Genomic DNA, 16,732 nt, shown 5'->3' on the forward strand with positions numbered 1-16,732 from the left:
AGCCTTTTTGCATTTCACACGCGGCTAACGCTAGCTAGGTTATCGTACTTCTATTGAAACCAACTTATATCAAACTCTGAATCACCATTGAGTCATTATCAGTGCATTCATGGACTAATAAGTTAACGGCATCGACCTTAACTTCTGATCAAGAGTATATAAGTGTTCTGCAGCTTGCATGTGTTGAGGGTAATCACTGAACTTCTCACGATTCTCCTCATTCATCTTACATGTCTCATCCACCAGCATTAACTTCCAATACAGCTTCGTTGTATGCAGCATCGCCAGTAACGGTTTGAACACCTCTTTCTCATAAGCTTGAATCAACTCTTCAATCAACTCGTCACGTTCGTCTTCGCTTGCGATTGAACCTTCGGTTGCCGACAACACTTTTTGATACTTCAGATTTTGTTGCAGCTTATCCATAACCGTTTGGTTTTCTTCCGCTAACTCAACAAGCTTCGACTTAATGATATTTACCCAATTCGCTTGGCTCAGTACTGTGTCATCAACGCTGGTAAAGTCTTCTCGTATTTGTCGTTCAACGTCTTTTTGAGCTTTCTTTAAAACCGCACGCACCTTTTGGAAAGGCAACTGATACTCCTTACTTAGCTCGATAATCAGTTTATGAAAACCACCGTTTGGAAGGTGTAAGTTTTCCTTAAACGTCGCCATTGCAGCTTCTTGCTGTTCGGTAAGGTGAGTCATTCTGTTTCCTATTCTTTATCACTTATGGTGCTGAGCCCGCGATCATACCACTATTACCCTCGTTTTTTCGGTAACTTGAACAGTTACACCTCGCTATGCCGTTAAATACACCCAACTCTTTACCTTTTGCCTAGTTATTAATCCATATGGCATGAAATGGTAAATCCCTACCGGTGAAAGTTCGTACATTACGCGCTCAGGGTATATCGCCAGACAGGAGTCGTTACTTACATATGAAAGACAACCGCGAGAAATGAGAAAACAGATGACCTATTCAGAATACAAAGAATCCGATTTGCATAAGTGTGTAAGCATTGGTGCAGAAGCAATGGTATCCATTGCCAAGTTTGCCTTTAAAGCCACCACCCTTTTATTTCGATTTTTCCGCTGGCTTGTCGTATCGGCTTATACCTACGTGATGAAGTAATTCTATATTGGAGTGGTTGTTTTCATTACGACTTATCTAAATACCCCAAAGCGCGCCCTATTAGGTCGAGCTTTTTTTGTGCCCAGTTTTATACCTAGCTTTATGCCAAAAATCCGAGTGCATTTTATATCGTCAGTGGCGCTAAATGGTAAAACTGACCATCGAATAAAAACCATACTACACCTGTTCCAACGAAACAGACTTCTAACTTATACAGGTACTAAAATGAAAAAGATTGCACTTAAAATTGTAGGACTAACGGTTTTGGCTTCTGCGCTAACTGGTTGTATCGGTAGTAACGCCGTAACAGGGAAAGTGATGAAATTTAACGTTGAAGTTGTCGATAACCGCTATGCTCGTGCAGGTGTAAACTTCTTATTAGCGCCTGTATACGGTATTACTACCGCAGCAGACTATGTGGTATTCAACTCACTTGAATTCTGGACAGGTAAAAACCCTATCAGCGGTTCACCACACGTATTTGATACAAAAACAGACACGCACTTCAAAGTGAACGATGAGCTGGACCCAAGCCTGAAAGAAGCCCCTGTCGGCCCAATTTCTAACAATCGCACCATTGAAACGGGTGAGATGATTAAGATTGACGAAAACACGATTCAAATGGACATCGTCTATACATCTGGTGAAACAGCGACTCTAACGGGCATCAAAGACGGTCAAAACGTTACCTATTACATGGATGGTCAGCTTGTATCGCAAACAACTATCGCTGAATTAGAGAAGATTCAAGGCACTGAAGCTTAAGGTTCATCGCCCACACAGAGTTCAAACTTAAAGAGACTTTTGAGCTCATAAAATAGAACAAGCCCGGCGATTGCCGGGCTTGTTTGTATGTGCTCTATTATTTGTAAATGCTCTATTGGGACTGAGACTGTGCAAGTCGAATGCTCACCAAACTCGCCACCATGATAGCTAAGTAAAAGCTGCCGATAATGGATTCCATAAACACAAAGAATTGAGCAATAGGCAGAGCTGGTGATATGTCGCCGTAACCAACCGTAGTCAAGGTGATAAAGCTAAAGTACATCGCATTAAACAAGTTCGTCAGCCAGACTTGCTCTTCTAACCCGTTAAAGGCATTAGGAAAGATCTCTAAAATTAACAAGTAGATGGTCGACCAAGCAAACCCTAGCAACAAGTAAATACAGATGGAGCCGATGATGTGATTGGGTGTCACCGTTTTGGCTTTCATCACCTGCTTCAACGCCGAGTAAATGTGTGAAAACAAGAACACAGCCAACGCCGATAGCGTCACTATCGACAGGTTATAGCCTTCCAAAAATGAAAACACGCCAGACACGAGCGCCGTAATCAATAAAAGCCCATACCAAGAGCGATACAAGGCTCGCTCTTTATGAATACCGGCAATTGAACTCGCCAACGTAATAATGATAAGAAATAGGATTGTTTTCTGGCCTTGCGGATAAAACTGCTGCATCACCGCGCAACCAAGAAACAACACCAACAGTGCATAGAATAAGAAGTAGAAGTTGTCGTCTTTAGAGACTGGCTTCATCTATTTTCCCTCGACCTCTGCAGGTTTTTTCTCAGTTTCTTGTTGGTTTTTCTCTTCAAGTCCAAGCCACGCCATCATCAGCTCATAGCTTAAACTCAGTATCACAGCACCGACAAACAGACCGACGATGCCTGACATCGCCATTCCGCCCAGTGCACCCAATAGAATTACCAACATTGGAATGTGAGAGCCACGGCTCAGCAATACTGGCTTTAAGATAGCGTCACTGCCGCTCACCAAAATACACCACACTAAGAACAAGCTCGCCGCCAGTGTCGATTCAACGCTGAACATGTAGATGATCGCCGGCAATAGAGCGAGAATCGGTGGAAGTTGGATTATCGCAATGAGCAGCACAGCTAGCGCCCAAAACGCAGCTGCTGGAACGCCTGCAATCACCAAACCGATTGCCGACATCATGGATTGAATCACAGCCACACCAATCACACCTTGCACAACGCTTCGCACGGTCGATTTAGAGAGCTCTACCAACTCTTCACCTTTACCGCCCGTTAAACGCGCCACTAAGTGAGTCACGCCGGTTTTGCATTTATCGGCATTACTCATGAATGCACCCGCAATGATGGTAGAGATGATGAACTGAATAAAGCCGCCACCTAACGAGCCAAGAACAGAAGCCGCTTTCGTCGCAAACTGTTTAAGTTCATCCGCATACTTTATGAAAGTGCCTTCAATATTGTTGGAGGCGGCAACCAAGGTTGAATAAACCTTTTCCCCTATTAATGGAATATCTTGTAAGGACTCTTTCGGTTTAGGCAATGACAATGTGCCATCTTGAAGCCCTGTCATCAGGTCAGTCGCGCTGGTGTAGATACCAGAAGAAAGCGCCGCCAAAGGAATAAATAGAAGAATCACACCAATAAAGCTCAGCAATGCACTGGCTTTACCTTTCGACATCCCGGTTTTATTTGAAATTGCGACCGCCACTGGATACAACGCAGTCGCAATGATCGCACCCCATATCACCAGAAGAATGAATGGGCGCAAAATCGAAAAACACCAATACACGAGCATGGCAATCGCTGCGATCTTGATGGCAGCGTCTATCGCCTGTTTTGAAAAATCATCGGTTAACTTCATGAGACGTCCTTGTTAGACAAAATTAAGGCTGATTTTGTAGAAACTTCCAATTCCGTGTTTCTAGGAATAGAGAAGCCAAAATCATATATATGCCAATTAACACTAATTGGAATATGCGTATAAGAGTGTTGCTATCGATGTCACCGGAGCTCATCAACGTGCTACCAACCAGTACGAGCAACGTACTAAATGCAGTGGCGAAAATAGGTGCTTTTTCGGGAACCGTGTAGATCTTGGTAGACATAAGAATGGCAATAAGTCCTATAAACAAAGAATAGAAGACAATGTTGGGTACTATAGAAAGAATTGAAAAAGCAGCAATCGCCAGCAATCCCCCGATACCGTTACTTATCACCAGAAAAGCGCTCAACTTTATCGACTTCTCTGACGTAATCATCAACGATAACAACGCAATGAACATCATTGTCAGTAAAGCTTCAGATATTTGAAAAATAAAGAAAAAACACACCACAGGATAGGAGATAATCATCGCCTTAAAGGCCGCATACCAACGCTGTTTCTTTTCGAGTGGCGCAGCAGCGAAGCCTGAGAACGCCGATTTTGGCTCAGGGAAAAACACATGCACTAACGCAAAAAGCATGACTGAAACCACACCAGAGGTCGCTAAGCCAGAGGCCAGCATGACTGACACGCCGGGGTTATCAATCGCCATGAATGGCAACATCAAGACCGCAATCAACAGTATGGTGGCGAACAGGTTCCATTTTGGGTCGACAAACAAGTAGTAACCCCACAGCATCATTAACCCCACTAAAATCAGCAATGGGATTGGATAATGGGTAATTCCTCGCGACAGTAATAAACCTAACCCCATTGTCACCACAACGGCCAAGAGCAATTCGTAGACCGTTTCTTTATGGAGATTTGGTTTATCAATTAAGAACTTAGCTGTGAACACTGGCGCCACAAACGCAAGTGGCCAGTTTATCCACGCCGCCAAGAAAACAGCCAACGTGACCTAGGCTGTTCTCTCGATAATAAGCTTCAATCCAAATATCTTCGGTTGAAACAAAGGTCATGATTGCTTGCCCTGCCGATGCATAAAACCCTTCAGAGAGGCTAAAGTTAGAAACACCACCTTGTGTCGGCGCGGTAATCACGGTGCGCTCTAGGTTCAATTGAGCTTGTTCAAGTGCCAGCAACGCCGCTTTCACTTGACTGTTTTCTTGGCCTTCTTTACCCATTTGTTGCTTCGCACCTTCAAGATCAGCCTCTGCATTCACAACAGCTGCTCGAGAGGTCGCTAATGCTGCTCGCGCTTTATCTGCATCTGATTTAGAAACCACACCTTTGTCTGCCATCTCTAAGACACGCTTGGCTTGCAGTTTGGTGTTTTGTCTTTCAACAATCGCTGAAGTGAGTTTCGCTTGAGCTGAAGCAATGCTCGCGGTTTGCGCACCAACATTTTGGCCAGCGATCTCTAAATTTTGCTCGGCTTGTTGTACTGCTATTTGGTAATCAGACTCATCTAAAATGGCTAACTTGTCGCCTTGATTAACCAGTTGGTTAGGTTGAACCAGTATATCGAGTACTTTACCCGACACCTCTGGCTTGATTGGAACGATATAACCTTTTACACGAGCATTATCAGTAATAGGGATGATTCGGTCTGAAATGACACTGAAGATCAACATGAATGCAACAAACAACAATAGGTAGTTTGTGACCTTTCTTACTTTGTCTTTTCCATTTTCTTGCTGGCCAACATCTTCATTGGCTTCTTGCTTATTCCCTTTGGTTTCTGACATGGGACTCCCTTCTAGATAACTAACATCAACAAAATTAATACTTTAAAAATAAACCCAGCGATGGAAAACTCAAGTAAATAGGGTTAGATTTAGTAAACAAAACGTTGCAAATGATATGCACGTCTAATAGTGCGACAATATATACAGGATTGTATTCCAATGAGATCTAGTCACTACCAAGTCCCGGTAATTCAAACGAACTACGCCAAAATTCTGGTTCAGGTTTTTTCTGACTATGGTCTCGACCTCCACCTTTTGCTCAAAGATTCTGGTTTACCGCCCGATCTCATTGAATCAGAAAGCGACTTTGTGCCATCGGAATCCATTAAGCGTTTAATTTATCTTACATCGGCACAACTCGGCGTATCTCGGTTCACCGATATTCTTGGACTCGCATTTCGACGTCGAATCATCCCAAATGTCTTGCATCAATTTACCGAATTCGAAACCATTGGCGATGCACTAAAACAGATCAATTCAATCTTTGCCTATGATTCACCAGGCAGCAAAGTCGAGTTTATCCAAGAACACGGTCAGAACTGGTTTTGCCGGACAGCCCCGGAAGACAACTCCCCTATGTTTCAATGGGGCGAAGCTTTCGCTGTTATTTATATCATCGAGTTAATAACCATTTTATCGCAATCACCATGGTTACCGACTAAAGTTTGCTTGCAAGGGCATGACATCGATGTCGTCAAAACACTGGTATCAAGTAACTGCCAACTGTTTGTTGATCACTCGTCGACTGCTGTGCAGATTCCTGATGAGATCTTACAACTCCCAATCCGTCTTACGTCTAAAGACCTCAGTACAAAACCGACACTTATTGAGTGGCATACCAGCTTTACCGATAGTATTTATGAGCTTCTAAAACCGTACATGAAAGAACAAGACCTCTCTCTTGAAGAGGCGGCAGAGCTGCTCAACTTTTCAGTGCGAACGTTCCAACGCAAACTCAAGAATGAAAACACCACTTATCGAAAGATCAAAGAGAACCTGATGTTTTCTGTAGCTTGCGAGCTGATGGAAGAAGGCCATACGCTGACCTACATTTCTAGCCAGCTCGGTTACACCAACATCTCGCATTTTTCTCGTGCGTTTAAGCGTGTGTCTGGCCTTACGCCGAAGATTTACCAACGCTCAATCTCGGCTTAGTCTCCGCTCGATTGATTAACCAAGCACGGCCTGCATCTAACCAAGGGCAATTGGAGTAGCACAGCTTGGGCTAGAGCTACACACTCTATTTCGCCCATTACCTTTGGCACGATAAAGCGCCTTATCCGCACTGCGATAGGTCGCTTCGGCTTGTGCTTGTATTTCAGATACACCACTGCTCACAGTCAGGTTCAATGTTGTTCCTTTGGCAATCACTTCTTTCAATCGATACATCGCCTCAAACGCTTCTGCTAAATTGGTTTCAGGCATCAAGATCGCGAACTCTTCTCCGCCTACTCGCGCGACGATGTCGGTGTCTCGACTGTTATTTCTCAACAGTTCTGCGACCTCTTTCAACGCTGAATCACCTTGGTCATGACCGTGATTATCATTGATAGCCTTGAAGTGATCTAAATCGATCAACGCCAAACAGGAGTGTGTGTAACCATAACGCTCTGCCAGGTTAGAATAATGTTTTAAGTCGTTATCAAAGCGGCGTCGATTCCAGCACCCTGTCAGTGAATCCGTTTCCACCAGCATTCTTAATCGACGCTCCAATATCTTGCGTCGGCTAATATCCGTAAAGGTCACCACGTACTTGTTATTGTGCGGCAGAATTTCAGTTAGCTTTTCCACCACAACGTTTACGGTAAACTGCTCACCAAGTCGACTGACGCCACTCAACTCACCTTTCCATCTCTGGTTTTCCTTCAGTGAGCGAGTAATGGTCGTGATTAGGCTGCTGTTATTCATAAAACAGAGATCAGAAATCGGACGAGATTCGACTTGGTCAAAGGCATAACCTGAAACCCGAGAGAATTGTTGATTCACTTGTATGACCCTCAATTGACTATCGAGGACAATAAAACCTGCGACACCATCAATGATCGCTTCCGACAAGTTATTCTTGCTTTGAGCCATTTCATGTCGATAAAGGCGTGCGGTAATAAGAGTGCTAAGTAAAAACAACGCACACACCGAAAAAAACATGGCTGGCGTAGAAGCAATACTCAGCAACCACAAGCTAAATGCCATATTGAGGACAAGTGCAGACACCACGTATAGCGGCATTTTTCGGTCATAACTTAACTTGTTCATAGTTTGCTCTGGTGATGGGCGAATGACTATGATGGCTAAGTTTTAATTAAGATATTTACCATTTTACGACACATACAAATTCAAATTACATATCGAACAATAAGTGCATAGGGTTACACTAACTATTAAGCGGAAGAGATTGAAAAGACTCGAGACCGCCACTTTGAATGCCAACCAGTGCCGGGTTACCTAGGCCTACTAACCGAATATCTCCGTCAAAATAACGAATAAACAAACGGTTAGTGGCCAAGCTCGTGTTTACTGACTTGGTAGATTACTGAACGGCTAGCTCCCCTCTGCGTACCCAGAATGCTCGAACATGGTCATAAATCAGATTAAACACAAACGCGTAAATGGTAATAAAAATGGTCACGCCGATGTCCATCAAAAATGCCTGCCATAACCCCACGTTAAGTAAGTATGCCATCACAGGGATTGTCGCTATCAACAAGCCAGCCTCAAATAGCACGACATGAAAAACACGTAACTTAAGCGAACGCTTTGATTTTTCCCCCGTGAAATAACGATCAAAAATACGGTTAAAACAGTAGTTCCAAATCATTGCGATAGTCGCAACAACTATCATGGTTCCTGATAAGGCATTCACATCGTGATCAGTAAATATCGCTAAACCTATAATTGACAGTGTGACGGCCAATACTTCAAACAACACCGAGTGGAACACTCTTTCTAACGTACTCATACATTCCTCTAAATAATCTATTACGTGTTGGATTGGTCGAGATTATGTCACCTGAAATAATAAGAGAAAGTTAACAGCCATCACGTTTAGTGATAGCTTAAGTATAAGTACCCCATTTTGTATTGAGCGAGAGATAACATGTACAGTTTTGAGCAACTAAAAGTCTTCGTCACGGTGTGTGAAAGTGGCTCTTTCTCTGCCGCCGCTCGCAAACTGAAACGAGCTCAGTCTGGGGTAAGCCAATCGATAGCCAACCTCGAAATTGCCATTGACCAAGAGCTGTTTAACCGAGAGAAAAACATCCCCGTTTTAACCAGCAAAGGTAAAGCGTTATTGCCTGTGGCTAAGTCCATTCTTGACCAGCAAAAGTACTTCGATCAAAAAGTAGAATCGCTGACCCAAGAAGATGAGCACGAACTGATCATTGCGGTTGATGAAAGCATCATAGATAAGAACTTTATTAAGATAATCAGCTCACTCGCCGATCAATTTCCAATCACACACTTCGATATCATTACCACCTCAACCTTTGATGTTGAAGACCTAGTAAGACGAGGAAAAGCACAGATTGGCATCATCTACGCGGATGGCGAACTGAAGGTCGATATGGATTTCTTTTTGCTGGGCCAAGCGCGTTTCCTAACTGTTAGCTCTGCCACTCACGAACTGAGTCGCATGTCCGTTGTACAAGACTCAGACCTAAAGCGCTATCGCCAATGTGTGCATCGCAGCTCAAAACAACGCGAACTGTGGTTCACCTACGGTATTAGCTCGATGCTTTGGTACGCCAACAACCACAAGACCATTGTTGATCTCGTTGAACAGAACGTGGGTTGGGCTAATGTGCCCGAGATGATGGTGATGGAAGGCATTCAAAAAGGCGACCTTGTGGCGTTGCCTGTTTCGCACGAGCATGGTGGTTGGATTACTCCAGTGGGATGTTTGGTGTCTCGCAGCCACATCAACGGCCCAGTTCTCACCAGCCTTATTGAGCAGCTTAAGGGGCACTCACTGCAGTACAATCAATGGCAAGCCAACTAGCCTCCCCTATTTACAATATCATCTCTATTTTCAAAACATCGTCAATTCAGAGATTCAATATCGGCATGGAACACACCACCGCTACCTCATTTCTGCTTATCTTGCCGATAAATATCTTTGTCGTGTGGATAAAACACCCTAGTTGATGTCCCAAAGTGACATAACTACTATGCGATCCCAACGGGTTTGTCTTTTCAAACGAATATAGACAGACCCAAATCGTTCTTTAACACCACTGACCCAACTTCAAATCTCCCAGATAAGCGCTCAGCCTTGCCGTTGCTTATATCGGTTTCAAATAGATCACTTTTTGAATATTAATTCGCACCCAGTTTATGAGCGCTCTTTGAGTGCTTTTTTATATCTAAATGAACCTTTTGGAAGATTTGTCGTGAACGTTTTAAGAAATATTTGCCCTGAGAAAATGGGTAAAGAGCGTAACAAACGAGAGTATGATTTACGCGTACTTAATTGTGTCAGTGAAAGCGAATATGAATCGCGTATGGCGGTTTGGAATAGCCTAGCGTTAACTGCTACTCCGTCTGCTTCGGAAACAAAGGGCTTCATCGATGAGTCTTTCAACAAGCTTCAACAAGACCTAAAAGAAGCTAGCCGTGAGTTATCGATTAACTACACGGACTTCATCGCAATGGCGCATGAAGAGATCAACTACATTAAGGTGTTTGTGGCTGATAAAACAGCACAATACGGTTGGTACGCTGCGATCGTTCTTATGGTCATCGGTACGGTTGCTCTGTGTATTCAGTAAGTTAGACCACAAATTTTACTGGCTACTGCATCGAGCGCTTTAATGCGCTCTAACTAGAAAACAAATGACGAGTCTCATTTGTTTTCTAGCCACCACAAACTCACTCTCCCATCAAAAACAACAAATCTTGGGTCGCTTGTTTCGGGTCTTCTGCGTGACATATCGCTGATACCAACGCCAGGCCGTGAATACCTGTCTGAACCAACTGCGGAATGTTCGATTCGTTGATTCCACCGATACCAACAATCGGCAATTTCGTTGTTTTCAAAGCCATTTGAATGCCTTCATAACCCCAATGTTTCTTTAGATTCGTCTTAGTCGGTGTGGCAAAAATCGCACTGAGACCAATGTAATCGATCGGCAAACTATCTGCTTGTTGTAGCTGCTGTTCAGTTTCAATTGATAACCCAAGAATCTTGTCTGAACCAATCAGCTTACGTGCTAACTCTGCAGGCATATCCGATTGACCCAGATGCAAACCATCGGCGTCGACAGCCAATGCTACGTCCACTCGGTCATTGATGATCAGCGGAACACCTGAGCCAGCCAGAATCGACTTAACCGCTTGTGCTCGTTCAATGAAGGCTTTTACGTCCCCATGTTTTTCTCTTACTTGAACCATAGTGACGCCACCAGCAACCGCTTGTTCAACCACGAATTTAAGCGTTTCTAGATCTTGTTGGTCGTCAGTCACCAGATAAAGTTTATAAGGGTTCATCGCGTACCTTTGAAGTCGATTTCTAAAATTGGTTTTCTGCCATTTTACCGACAAATCACATCCTATGCATGGAAGTTAGCACTTAATTCCTTAAGTTAGGCGGTTGAATTCAAATACGCAACTCGTTGAAAGCATGTCGAAAAACCCGATTTTTCTAACAAAAGCGTTACTTATTACACAAACTATTCGCTTTAGCATGCCCAGAATGCTGTTTTATGAAATACTCCCCTATGAAGGAATCAGGTAAATATAGGGATAGTTATGCGCCACCTTTCTATAGCGCTCAAGATCAAGCTGGGTTATGCCATCTGCTTGCTCTTTTTCGTCATTTCAGGCCTTGTGAGTTACAAAGGTATTCAAACCTTGTCGAACGGCTTTAGCCAGTACAGTGACCTCAGCCACAAGGCGACATTGTCAGGCAACATTCAAGTGCACTTTCTTCAGATGCGTTTAGCTTCTGAACGTTACTTAGAGTCATTGGATGATCAATACGAAGCGAATTATCAATCGAGCAAACTTGCGATTGATGAACTGCTGAACAACTTAATCCAAACCACCACCAATACTGATAGCTTGTCGAGCCTGCAATTAGTGCAAGACAGCGTTGCAGCTTTTGATGCGGCTTATGGATCAATGAAACAGAGCCAACTGCTCATTGACCAGTTAGTGAACGTGGAGATGGTCACACGAGAAACCAACGCACTGAAAGCGGCTCAGAGCTTATTGTATGAGTCTTACAATAACAATGATCCAAACGCGAGCTTATACGCAGGCATGTTGATGGAGAACTTCCTCGCAGCCAAGATCACCGTACTCAGTTATTCAAACAACAATGACCTTAAAACCTATGAAGCGGGTAAAGATATCTTTGAATACGCGCTACCAGGTATTGAAGGTGACATTGAATCTCTCAAATCATCGCCTTATCAAAGTGAGCTGATTGAAGACTTCTCGAACCAACGCGAAGCGTATGCAAAAGGCTTTGAGCAAGTTCATCAACAGATGATTGAGAACACGCAAAGAACCGCTACCCTCGCCTCTATTGGTGACAGCTTAGCGATTTCGGTAGCGGATGCTCAAAGCATTCTCGAACAGCAGAAACAAGCGCTCACGCCGGTACTGCAAGCCAGTGAAAAACGTTCGATTCAAATCATCATATTGCTGACGGGTGTAGCCCTAGTTATTGGCATGACGAGCGCTGTGTTGGTGACTCGCTCTATTACCAAAGGCATCGCACAGGTTAAACAGATCACCAATGAGCTTTCTCAGGGCAACCTGAATGTTGAAGTGAACATTGAGAGCAAAAATGAGATTGGCGAACTGCTGACCAACATGGAGATTACGATTGAATCTCTGCGCGATATTGTTGGTCAAGTGAACCGCTCTAGCGTGCGTATTGGTGAGATGTCGGAGTCACTTAATCAGGTGACAAACAACAGCTCGACCAACGCAACACAATTGAACAGTGAAATGATCAATATCTCTTCTGCCGTTGATCAATTAGCTTCCAGCACATCAGAAATTGCGGCAAGTGCTAACCACGCGTCTCAAGTTGCCAACCAAGCCACCGAGAATGTGGCGATGGGACTGAAAGAAGTAGATAAGACACTGCATGAAATTGGTAGCGCCGATGAAAGCATGCAGGTAAGCAGCCAAAAAGTGACCGACCTACATAAAGAGTCGATGAACATTGGTGCCATTCTTGAAGTAATCAAAGGCGTTTCTGAGCAGACCAACCTGTTGGCATTGAATGCGGCTATTGAAGCTGCGCGCGCAGGTGAACAAGGTCGCGGATTTGCAGTAGTAGCCGATGAAGTAAGAACGCTCGCTAAACGTACCCAAGACTCTGCTAGCCAGATTGATGAGCTCATCACCTCACTACAACGTGGCGCTAAAGATGCGTTAGAGTCTATCAAAGAGAGCCACAGCACGGTTTCAGACGCTTCAACGCAGGCGCAGCAAGCTTCTCAGAATTTACATGTGATTAATCAACACATCCAAGACCTGAACCAAGCCAACAGCCAAATCGCAGTGTCAGTTGATGAGCAGGATCGTCTTACCAAATCACTGGGTGAAAACGCGCAAGGTGCAAACACTATTGCTCAAAGCAACCAAGAGTCGGTAAGCAGCATTTCAGGTGCAGCGAGCGACTTAACCGAGGTTGCTCATCACCTAGAGAGCCAAGTTAACCGATTTAGAACCTAGCCAGCCAGTCTATACACAGCTGACACAGTTCCAAACCAGTAATAAAAAGCCCCCTACACATAAGTGTCGGGGGCTTTTTTAAGTTAATCTAACTCTAACTTGTGGCTTAGAGTTAGATTAGCCCTACTGAATCTTCAAGCGTTGAATCAGAGTCTCTTCATCTAACTGATACAACTCATCAAGCAAGTTAATTTGCAAGCTACCTGGGCCGCGAGAGTTTTCAGCCGCGATTTCACCAACCACGCCTAATACCGCTGCTGCAGCTAAACCACTATCATCACCAACAGCCGCGAAAGCACCCGTCAATGCAGTTAAAGTACACCCCATACCCGTCACATACGGCATCATTTGGTGTCCATTGTTTAACGTCACCACGCTGTCTTTGGTGACAACGTAATCTGTCTCACCAGATATCACCACATTTGCACCGTATTCAGCCACTAAGCACTGTGCAGCACCTAACGCAGCATCACTGCTATCAAGCGCATCAACGCCTTTGCTCTGCGCTTGTTCGCCCGCTAACGCGATAACCTCAGACGCGTTACCACGAATGATCAACTTATCCGCTAAACGTGCGATTTCACGAGAAGTCTCAGTTCGCAGCGTACTTGCACCACAACCCACAGGGTCAAGAACCACCACCTTGTTGTTCGCGTTCGCTTGCTCAACAGCAAAACACATTCTTGGCGTCCAAACACTGTCGAGCGTGCCAATGTTGATCACAAGCGCGCCAGAGAATGACATCATCTCTGCCAGTTCTTGTTGCGAGTGCGCCATAATAGGCGAAGCGCCAATCGCCAATAACGCGTTGGCCGTGTTGTTCATCACTACATAGTTAGTGATGTTCACAACCAGTGGTTTTTGCTCTCGTACTGCGCGTAGCGATTGAATAATTTGTTCAGTAAGCATGGGTAAATCCTTATTCGTGAAAGTCGCTTTTAAGCCGCTGTTGAATCATCAAGAGCGTTCAGCCCTTGCTGCCAAAAAGCCACTTCCATACGCGTTGCGGTTTTGAAGATATGAACGATGTTCTGACCGCGTTCGCTGTTGATATCAATTTCAGCAAGCAACTGATTGAAGTATTCCGCGCCCGTTGCTACGCCAGACTGGAACTCTTCACTGCCATACAGTTGCAGCCAGCTTGCGTATGGGTTGCCTTCCAAAACAGTATCACTGCTTTCTAACAGCGCTTTACCAATCACGGCATAACCGATTGAACACGGAGCCAGTGCCGCATATAAGTCGACAAGATCACCCGTCATACCCGCATCTAGAACGTAGCGCGTGTAGGCAACAGTGCCGAAATCTTCAGGTTCGTTTTCTAAATCCGATTCGGTTAAACCCCACTGACCACAGTAAGTCACATGGTGAGAGATTTCAGAATCTAGCAACGCATGAACACTTGGCAGTGCACGACGCATATCAGCCAAGGTTTTAGCCTTGTAAATTGCCAATGCATAAGCGCGGGCATACTGCTTTAAAAACAGAAAATCTTGCTTCAAGTAATGCAGAAAACACGGCTGAGCGAGTGTGCCGTTTGCCAGCGTTTTAACAAAATCATGCTCGGTGTAGTCTTGCCAATCTTGTTGACAGGCTTGGATTAAGTCTTGGTATTTCATGAGATTCCTTAGTCAAAAGTCGGTACGTAGTCAGCGGCTTTCGGTAGTGATTTGATAATGCCTTTGTCAAACATGAACTGTGCGTAATCGTCGTAACGCTTCATATCTACAGCAGAAGGACGAAGTGCAAAACGAGTCAGCGTGTCGTTCCATGCGCGTTGGTTAAGCTCGTTATTCAACGTATCTGGTGAATACGCCACAAACTCATTCCATGACTCTTGGGGGTGGTTCACAATGTAAGTCGTTGCTTGTTCCAATGCTTTGTTGAACGCTTTGATCGCTTCATCATCGTGTTTCTTTGCGTTCGCAACAAAGATAAGCTCGTCGTAAGCGGGTACGCCGTGCTCTTCTGGGAAGAATGCTTTCGCTTTAAAACCTTCAAGTGCTAACTGGTTGGTTTCGAAGTTCCGTAAGCCACCCCAGATTGCGTCTACCTTGCCCGATGCCAATGAAGATGAAAGTGCCCAACCGACATTGATGGTTTGCACATCTGTAAATGCAACATTTTCTTGCGCTAACATAGTGCCGATAGTCGCTTCTTCGTTACCCGCAATCGCAATACCGATCTTCTTGCCTTTCAGATCTGCTAGCGAATCGTTCTTGCCGTTATCCAGTACCATTAGTGTGTTCAGTGGCGTCGCGATAAGGGTTGATGCACGAACTAAAGGAAGACCCGCTGCCACATCCATGGTTAAACTTGGTTGGTAAGTTACCGCTAAATCGACCTTACCTGCCGCGACCAATTTTGCTGGCGTGCTTGGGTCTGCTGGTTCTTGGATTTCAACCTCTAAGCCTTGGTCAGCAAAGTAACCACGCTCTTGAGCAATCACAATCGGGCCGTGGTTCGGGTTTACAAACCAATCCAACATCAATGTCAGTTTCTTTTGTTCAGAGCCCGCTAGAGCATGACCTGAAACTAACGAAGCAAGCAGTGCCACTGCACCTACCAATTTGGTATTTTTCATAGTTAACCTTTCCTTTTGAATATTATTATTGTGTTTATAGAGCTCATTTTTAACGAGCTATTGTTGAGATAAATAGCGTTGAGCGAAGCCTTATTAAACAAAGTGTTATTGAGCAAGCCATTACTGGTTCTCCCAAGGGATAGCTTTTTTGAGTAACTTATCTATGATGAAGTAGAGCGAGATAGACAGCACCGCCAAGATGAACAAGGCAGCAAACATCTCATCAATGATCATGCGCGCGTTGGCCTGCAGCATTAGGTAACCTAACCCTTCACTCGAACCAACCCATTCCCCGACTACGGCACCAATTGGCGCAATCACCACCGCTACACGAATGCCAGACGCTAAGGTTGGCAGTGCAGCAGGAAGTTGGATATGGCGGAGCAGTTGCCATTTCGATGCACCCATCGTTTTGGCAAGATCGAGATAGCCTGTCGGTGTATTGCGCAGACCGTCGTAACAACAAGTGGTTACTGGGAAGAAGATAATGATCGCCGCCATCACCACTTTTGAGGCGATGCCATAACCAAGCCACAGCATCAATACTGGCGCGATCGCAAATACAGGGATAGCTTGGCTGGCAATTAAGATAGGCAATAACCAACGTTTTAACGGATCAAACATCAACATCTGCAGAGCGAAAAATAGCCCCATAGACAATCCGAGTAACAAGCCAAGTAGGACCTCTTGCGCAGTCACCCATGTGTGTTTGAGTAACACATCGTAACGTTCAATCAGCTTTAAAAAGACTTCTGCAGGCGCTGGCAAAATGAAGCTCGGCATCTCGAAGACAACCACAACTAACTGCCATAAACCGAGAATCACAGCACTGCTGATAAGCAAACGAACAACAGGATTCATCTGACGAGGGCGTGCAGTGGTAGTCTGTGCGTTAGTTGAATGAGCCACAGTTTCGC

16 protein-coding genes and 2 pseudogenes are annotated in these 16,732 nt (G+C 44.6%); 6 read left to right on the top strand and 12 right to left on the bottom strand.

Annotated features, from left to right (window positions below; translation table 11 throughout):
* Positions 1-114: 114 nt before the first annotated feature.
* The gene (locus LMH68_RS22250) at positions 115-708 is read right to left on the bottom strand and encodes a hypothetical protein (RefSeq protein WP_050648160.1); all 594 of its coding nucleotides are present in this window, start codon (positions 706-708) and stop codon (positions 115-117) included.
* A 265-nt stretch (positions 709-973) separates the two neighbouring features.
* On the opposite strand from LMH68_RS22250, the gene LMH68_RS22255 reads away from it, so the two are divergent.
* On the top strand, positions 974-1,135 hold the full coding sequence (locus LMH68_RS22255; protein ID WP_019820087.1) for a hypothetical protein: 162 nt from the start codon (positions 974-976) through the stop codon (positions 1,133-1,135).
* Between the two features lie 225 nt (positions 1,136-1,360).
* On the top strand, positions 1,361-1,900 hold the full coding sequence (locus LMH68_RS22260) for a DUF3332 domain-containing protein (protein ID WP_017061899.1): 540 nt from the start codon (positions 1,361-1,363) through the stop codon (positions 1,898-1,900).
* Between the two features lie 112 nt (positions 1,901-2,012).
* Here the strand turns inward: LMH68_RS22260 and LMH68_RS22265 are convergent, their stop codons facing one another.
* The 4 genes and pseudogenes from LMH68_RS22265 to LMH68_RS22280 form a co-directional block, all read right to left on the bottom strand.
* Positions 2,013-2,672: a potassium channel family protein gene (locus tag LMH68_RS22265; protein ID WP_017061900.1), complete on the bottom strand. Its 660-nt coding sequence runs from the start codon at positions 2,670-2,672 to the stop codon at positions 2,013-2,015.
* Complete coding sequence (locus tag LMH68_RS22270) at positions 2,673-3,773, bottom strand: AI-2E family transporter (protein WP_136974477.1); 1,101 nt, start codon at positions 3,771-3,773, stop codon at positions 2,673-2,675.
* 22 nt (positions 3,774-3,795) lie between these two features.
* Complete coding sequence (locus LMH68_RS22275; RefSeq protein ID WP_229647326.1) at positions 3,796-4,746, bottom strand: DUF2955 domain-containing protein; 951 nt, start codon at positions 4,744-4,746, stop codon at positions 3,796-3,798.
* Positions 4,745-5,542: pseudogene (locus LMH68_RS22280) on the bottom strand (HlyD family secretion protein); the annotation flags it as partial. The pseudogene LMH68_RS22280 and the gene LMH68_RS22275, both read right to left, overlap by 2 nt.
* A gap of 159 nt (positions 5,543-5,701) precedes the next feature.
* Here LMH68_RS22280 and LMH68_RS22285 point away from each other — a divergent pair.
* On the top strand, positions 5,702-6,697 hold the full coding sequence (locus tag LMH68_RS22285; RefSeq protein ID WP_229647327.1) for a helix-turn-helix domain-containing protein: 996 nt from the start codon (positions 5,702-5,704) through the stop codon (positions 6,695-6,697).
* A gap of 36 nt (positions 6,698-6,733) precedes the next feature.
* Here LMH68_RS22285 and LMH68_RS22290 read toward each other — a convergent pair whose 3' ends face one another.
* The gene (locus LMH68_RS22290) at positions 6,734-7,795 is read right to left on the bottom strand and encodes a sensor domain-containing diguanylate cyclase (protein WP_229647328.1); all 1,062 of its coding nucleotides are present in this window, start codon (positions 7,793-7,795) and stop codon (positions 6,734-6,736) included.
* 274 nt (positions 7,796-8,069) lie between these two features.
* Entirely contained in the window at positions 8,070-8,498 is a 429-nt protein-coding gene (locus LMH68_RS22295; RefSeq protein WP_017066716.1) for a PACE efflux transporter, read from the bottom strand.
* A 138-nt stretch (positions 8,499-8,636) separates the two neighbouring features.
* On the opposite strand from LMH68_RS22295, the gene LMH68_RS22300 reads away from it, so the two are divergent.
* Positions 8,637-9,539: a LysR family transcriptional regulator gene (locus tag LMH68_RS22300; RefSeq protein WP_229647329.1), complete on the top strand. Its 903-nt coding sequence runs from the start codon at positions 8,637-8,639 to the stop codon at positions 9,537-9,539.
* Between the two features lie 424 nt (positions 9,540-9,963).
* Positions 9,964-10,308 carry a hypothetical protein gene (locus LMH68_RS22305; protein WP_017064409.1) on the top strand — a complete coding sequence of 115 codons (345 nt, stop codon included), beginning with the start codon at positions 9,964-9,966 and terminating at the stop codon, positions 10,306-10,308.
* Between the two features lie 100 nt (positions 10,309-10,408).
* On the opposite strand, the gene thiE is transcribed toward LMH68_RS22305, so the two are convergent.
* Positions 10,409-11,026 (bottom strand): thiamine phosphate synthase, encoded by a 618-nt coding sequence (gene thiE / locus LMH68_RS22310; RefSeq protein WP_229647330.1) that lies wholly within the window; start codon positions 11,024-11,026, stop codon positions 10,409-10,411.
* A 261-nt stretch (positions 11,027-11,287) separates the two neighbouring features.
* On the opposite strand from thiE, the gene LMH68_RS22315 reads away from it, so the two are divergent.
* On the top strand, positions 11,288-13,231 hold the full coding sequence (locus LMH68_RS22315; protein WP_229647331.1) for a methyl-accepting chemotaxis protein: 1,944 nt from the start codon (positions 11,288-11,290) through the stop codon (positions 13,229-13,231).
* Positions 13,232-13,354: 123 nt separating this feature from the next.
* Here the strand turns inward: LMH68_RS22315 and thiM are convergent, their stop codons facing one another.
* The 4 genes and pseudogenes from thiM to LMH68_RS22335 all read right to left on the bottom strand — a co-directional run.
* Positions 13,355-14,140, bottom strand: coding sequence for a hydroxyethylthiazole kinase (gene thiM / locus LMH68_RS22320; RefSeq protein WP_229647332.1), 786 nt, complete (start codon positions 14,138-14,140; stop codon positions 13,355-13,357).
* Positions 14,141-14,169: 29 nt separating this feature from the next.
* Positions 14,170-14,850 (bottom strand): thiaminase II, encoded by a 681-nt coding sequence (gene tenA, locus LMH68_RS22325; RefSeq protein WP_017061912.1) that lies wholly within the window; start codon positions 14,848-14,850, stop codon positions 14,170-14,172.
* 8 nt (positions 14,851-14,858) lie between these two features.
* On the bottom strand, positions 14,859-15,815 hold the full coding sequence (locus LMH68_RS22330; protein WP_229647333.1) for an ABC transporter substrate-binding protein: 957 nt from the start codon (positions 15,813-15,815) through the stop codon (positions 14,859-14,861).
* A gap of 120 nt (positions 15,816-15,935) precedes the next feature.
* A pseudogene (locus LMH68_RS22335) lies at positions 15,936-16,670 on the bottom strand (ABC transporter permease); the annotation flags it as partial.
* Positions 16,671-16,732: the final 62 nt, after the last annotated feature.

It is taken from the genome of Vibrio sp. F13 (assembly GCF_020806305.2).
Classification (GTDB): domain Bacteria; phylum Pseudomonadota; class Gammaproteobacteria; order Enterobacterales; family Vibrionaceae; genus Vibrio; species Vibrio crassostreae_C.

What these genes read in the sequence shown, in the direction of transcription:
- LMH68_RS22285 (WP_229647327.1), top strand. Translation starts at nt 5,702, where the DNA reads ATGAGATCTAGTCACTACCAAGTCCCGGTAATTCAAACGAACTACGCC.
- LMH68_RS22300 (WP_229647329.1), top strand. Translation starts at nt 8,637, where the DNA reads ATGTACAGTTTTGAGCAACTAAAAGTCTTCGTCACGGTGTGTGAAAGT.
- LMH68_RS22315 (WP_229647331.1), top strand. Translation starts at nt 11,288, where the DNA reads ATGCGCCACCTTTCTATAGCGCTCAAGATCAAGCTGGGTTATGCCATC.
- LMH68_RS22255 (WP_019820087.1), top strand. Translation starts at nt 974, where the DNA reads ATGACCTATTCAGAATACAAAGAATCCGATTTGCATAAGTGTGTAAGC.
- LMH68_RS22330 (WP_229647333.1), bottom strand. Translation starts at nt 15,815, where the DNA reads ATGAAAAATACCAAATTGGTAGGTGCAGTGGCACTGCTTGCTTCGTTA.
- LMH68_RS22265 (WP_017061900.1), bottom strand. Translation starts at nt 2,672, where the DNA reads ATGAAGCCAGTCTCTAAAGACGACAACTTCTACTTCTTATTCTATGCA.
- LMH68_RS22295 (WP_017066716.1), bottom strand. Translation starts at nt 8,498, where the DNA reads ATGAGTACGTTAGAAAGAGTGTTCCACTCGGTGTTGTTTGAAGTATTG.
- LMH68_RS22290 (WP_229647328.1), bottom strand. Translation starts at nt 7,795, where the DNA reads ATGAACAAGTTAAGTTATGACCGAAAAATGCCGCTATACGTGGTGTCT.
- LMH68_RS22250 (WP_050648160.1), bottom strand. Translation starts at nt 708, where the DNA reads ATGACTCACCTTACCGAACAGCAAGAAGCTGCAATGGCGACGTTTAAG.
- LMH68_RS22270 (WP_136974477.1), bottom strand. Translation starts at nt 3,773, where the DNA reads ATGAAGTTAACCGATGATTTTTCAAAACAGGCGATAGACGCTGCCATC.
- LMH68_RS22305 (WP_017064409.1), top strand. Translation starts at nt 9,964, where the DNA reads ATGGGTAAAGAGCGTAACAAACGAGAGTATGATTTACGCGTACTTAAT.
- LMH68_RS22260 (WP_017061899.1), top strand. Translation starts at nt 1,361, where the DNA reads ATGAAAAAGATTGCACTTAAAATTGTAGGACTAACGGTTTTGGCTTCT.
- thiM (WP_229647332.1), bottom strand. Translation starts at nt 14,140, where the DNA reads ATGCTTACTGAACAAATTATTCAATCGCTACGCGCAGTACGAGAGCAA.
- thiE (WP_229647330.1), bottom strand. Translation starts at nt 11,026, where the DNA reads ATGAACCCTTATAAACTTTATCTGGTGACTGACGACCAACAAGATCTA.
- tenA (WP_017061912.1), bottom strand. Translation starts at nt 14,850, where the DNA reads ATGAAATACCAAGACTTAATCCAAGCCTGTCAACAAGATTGGCAAGAC.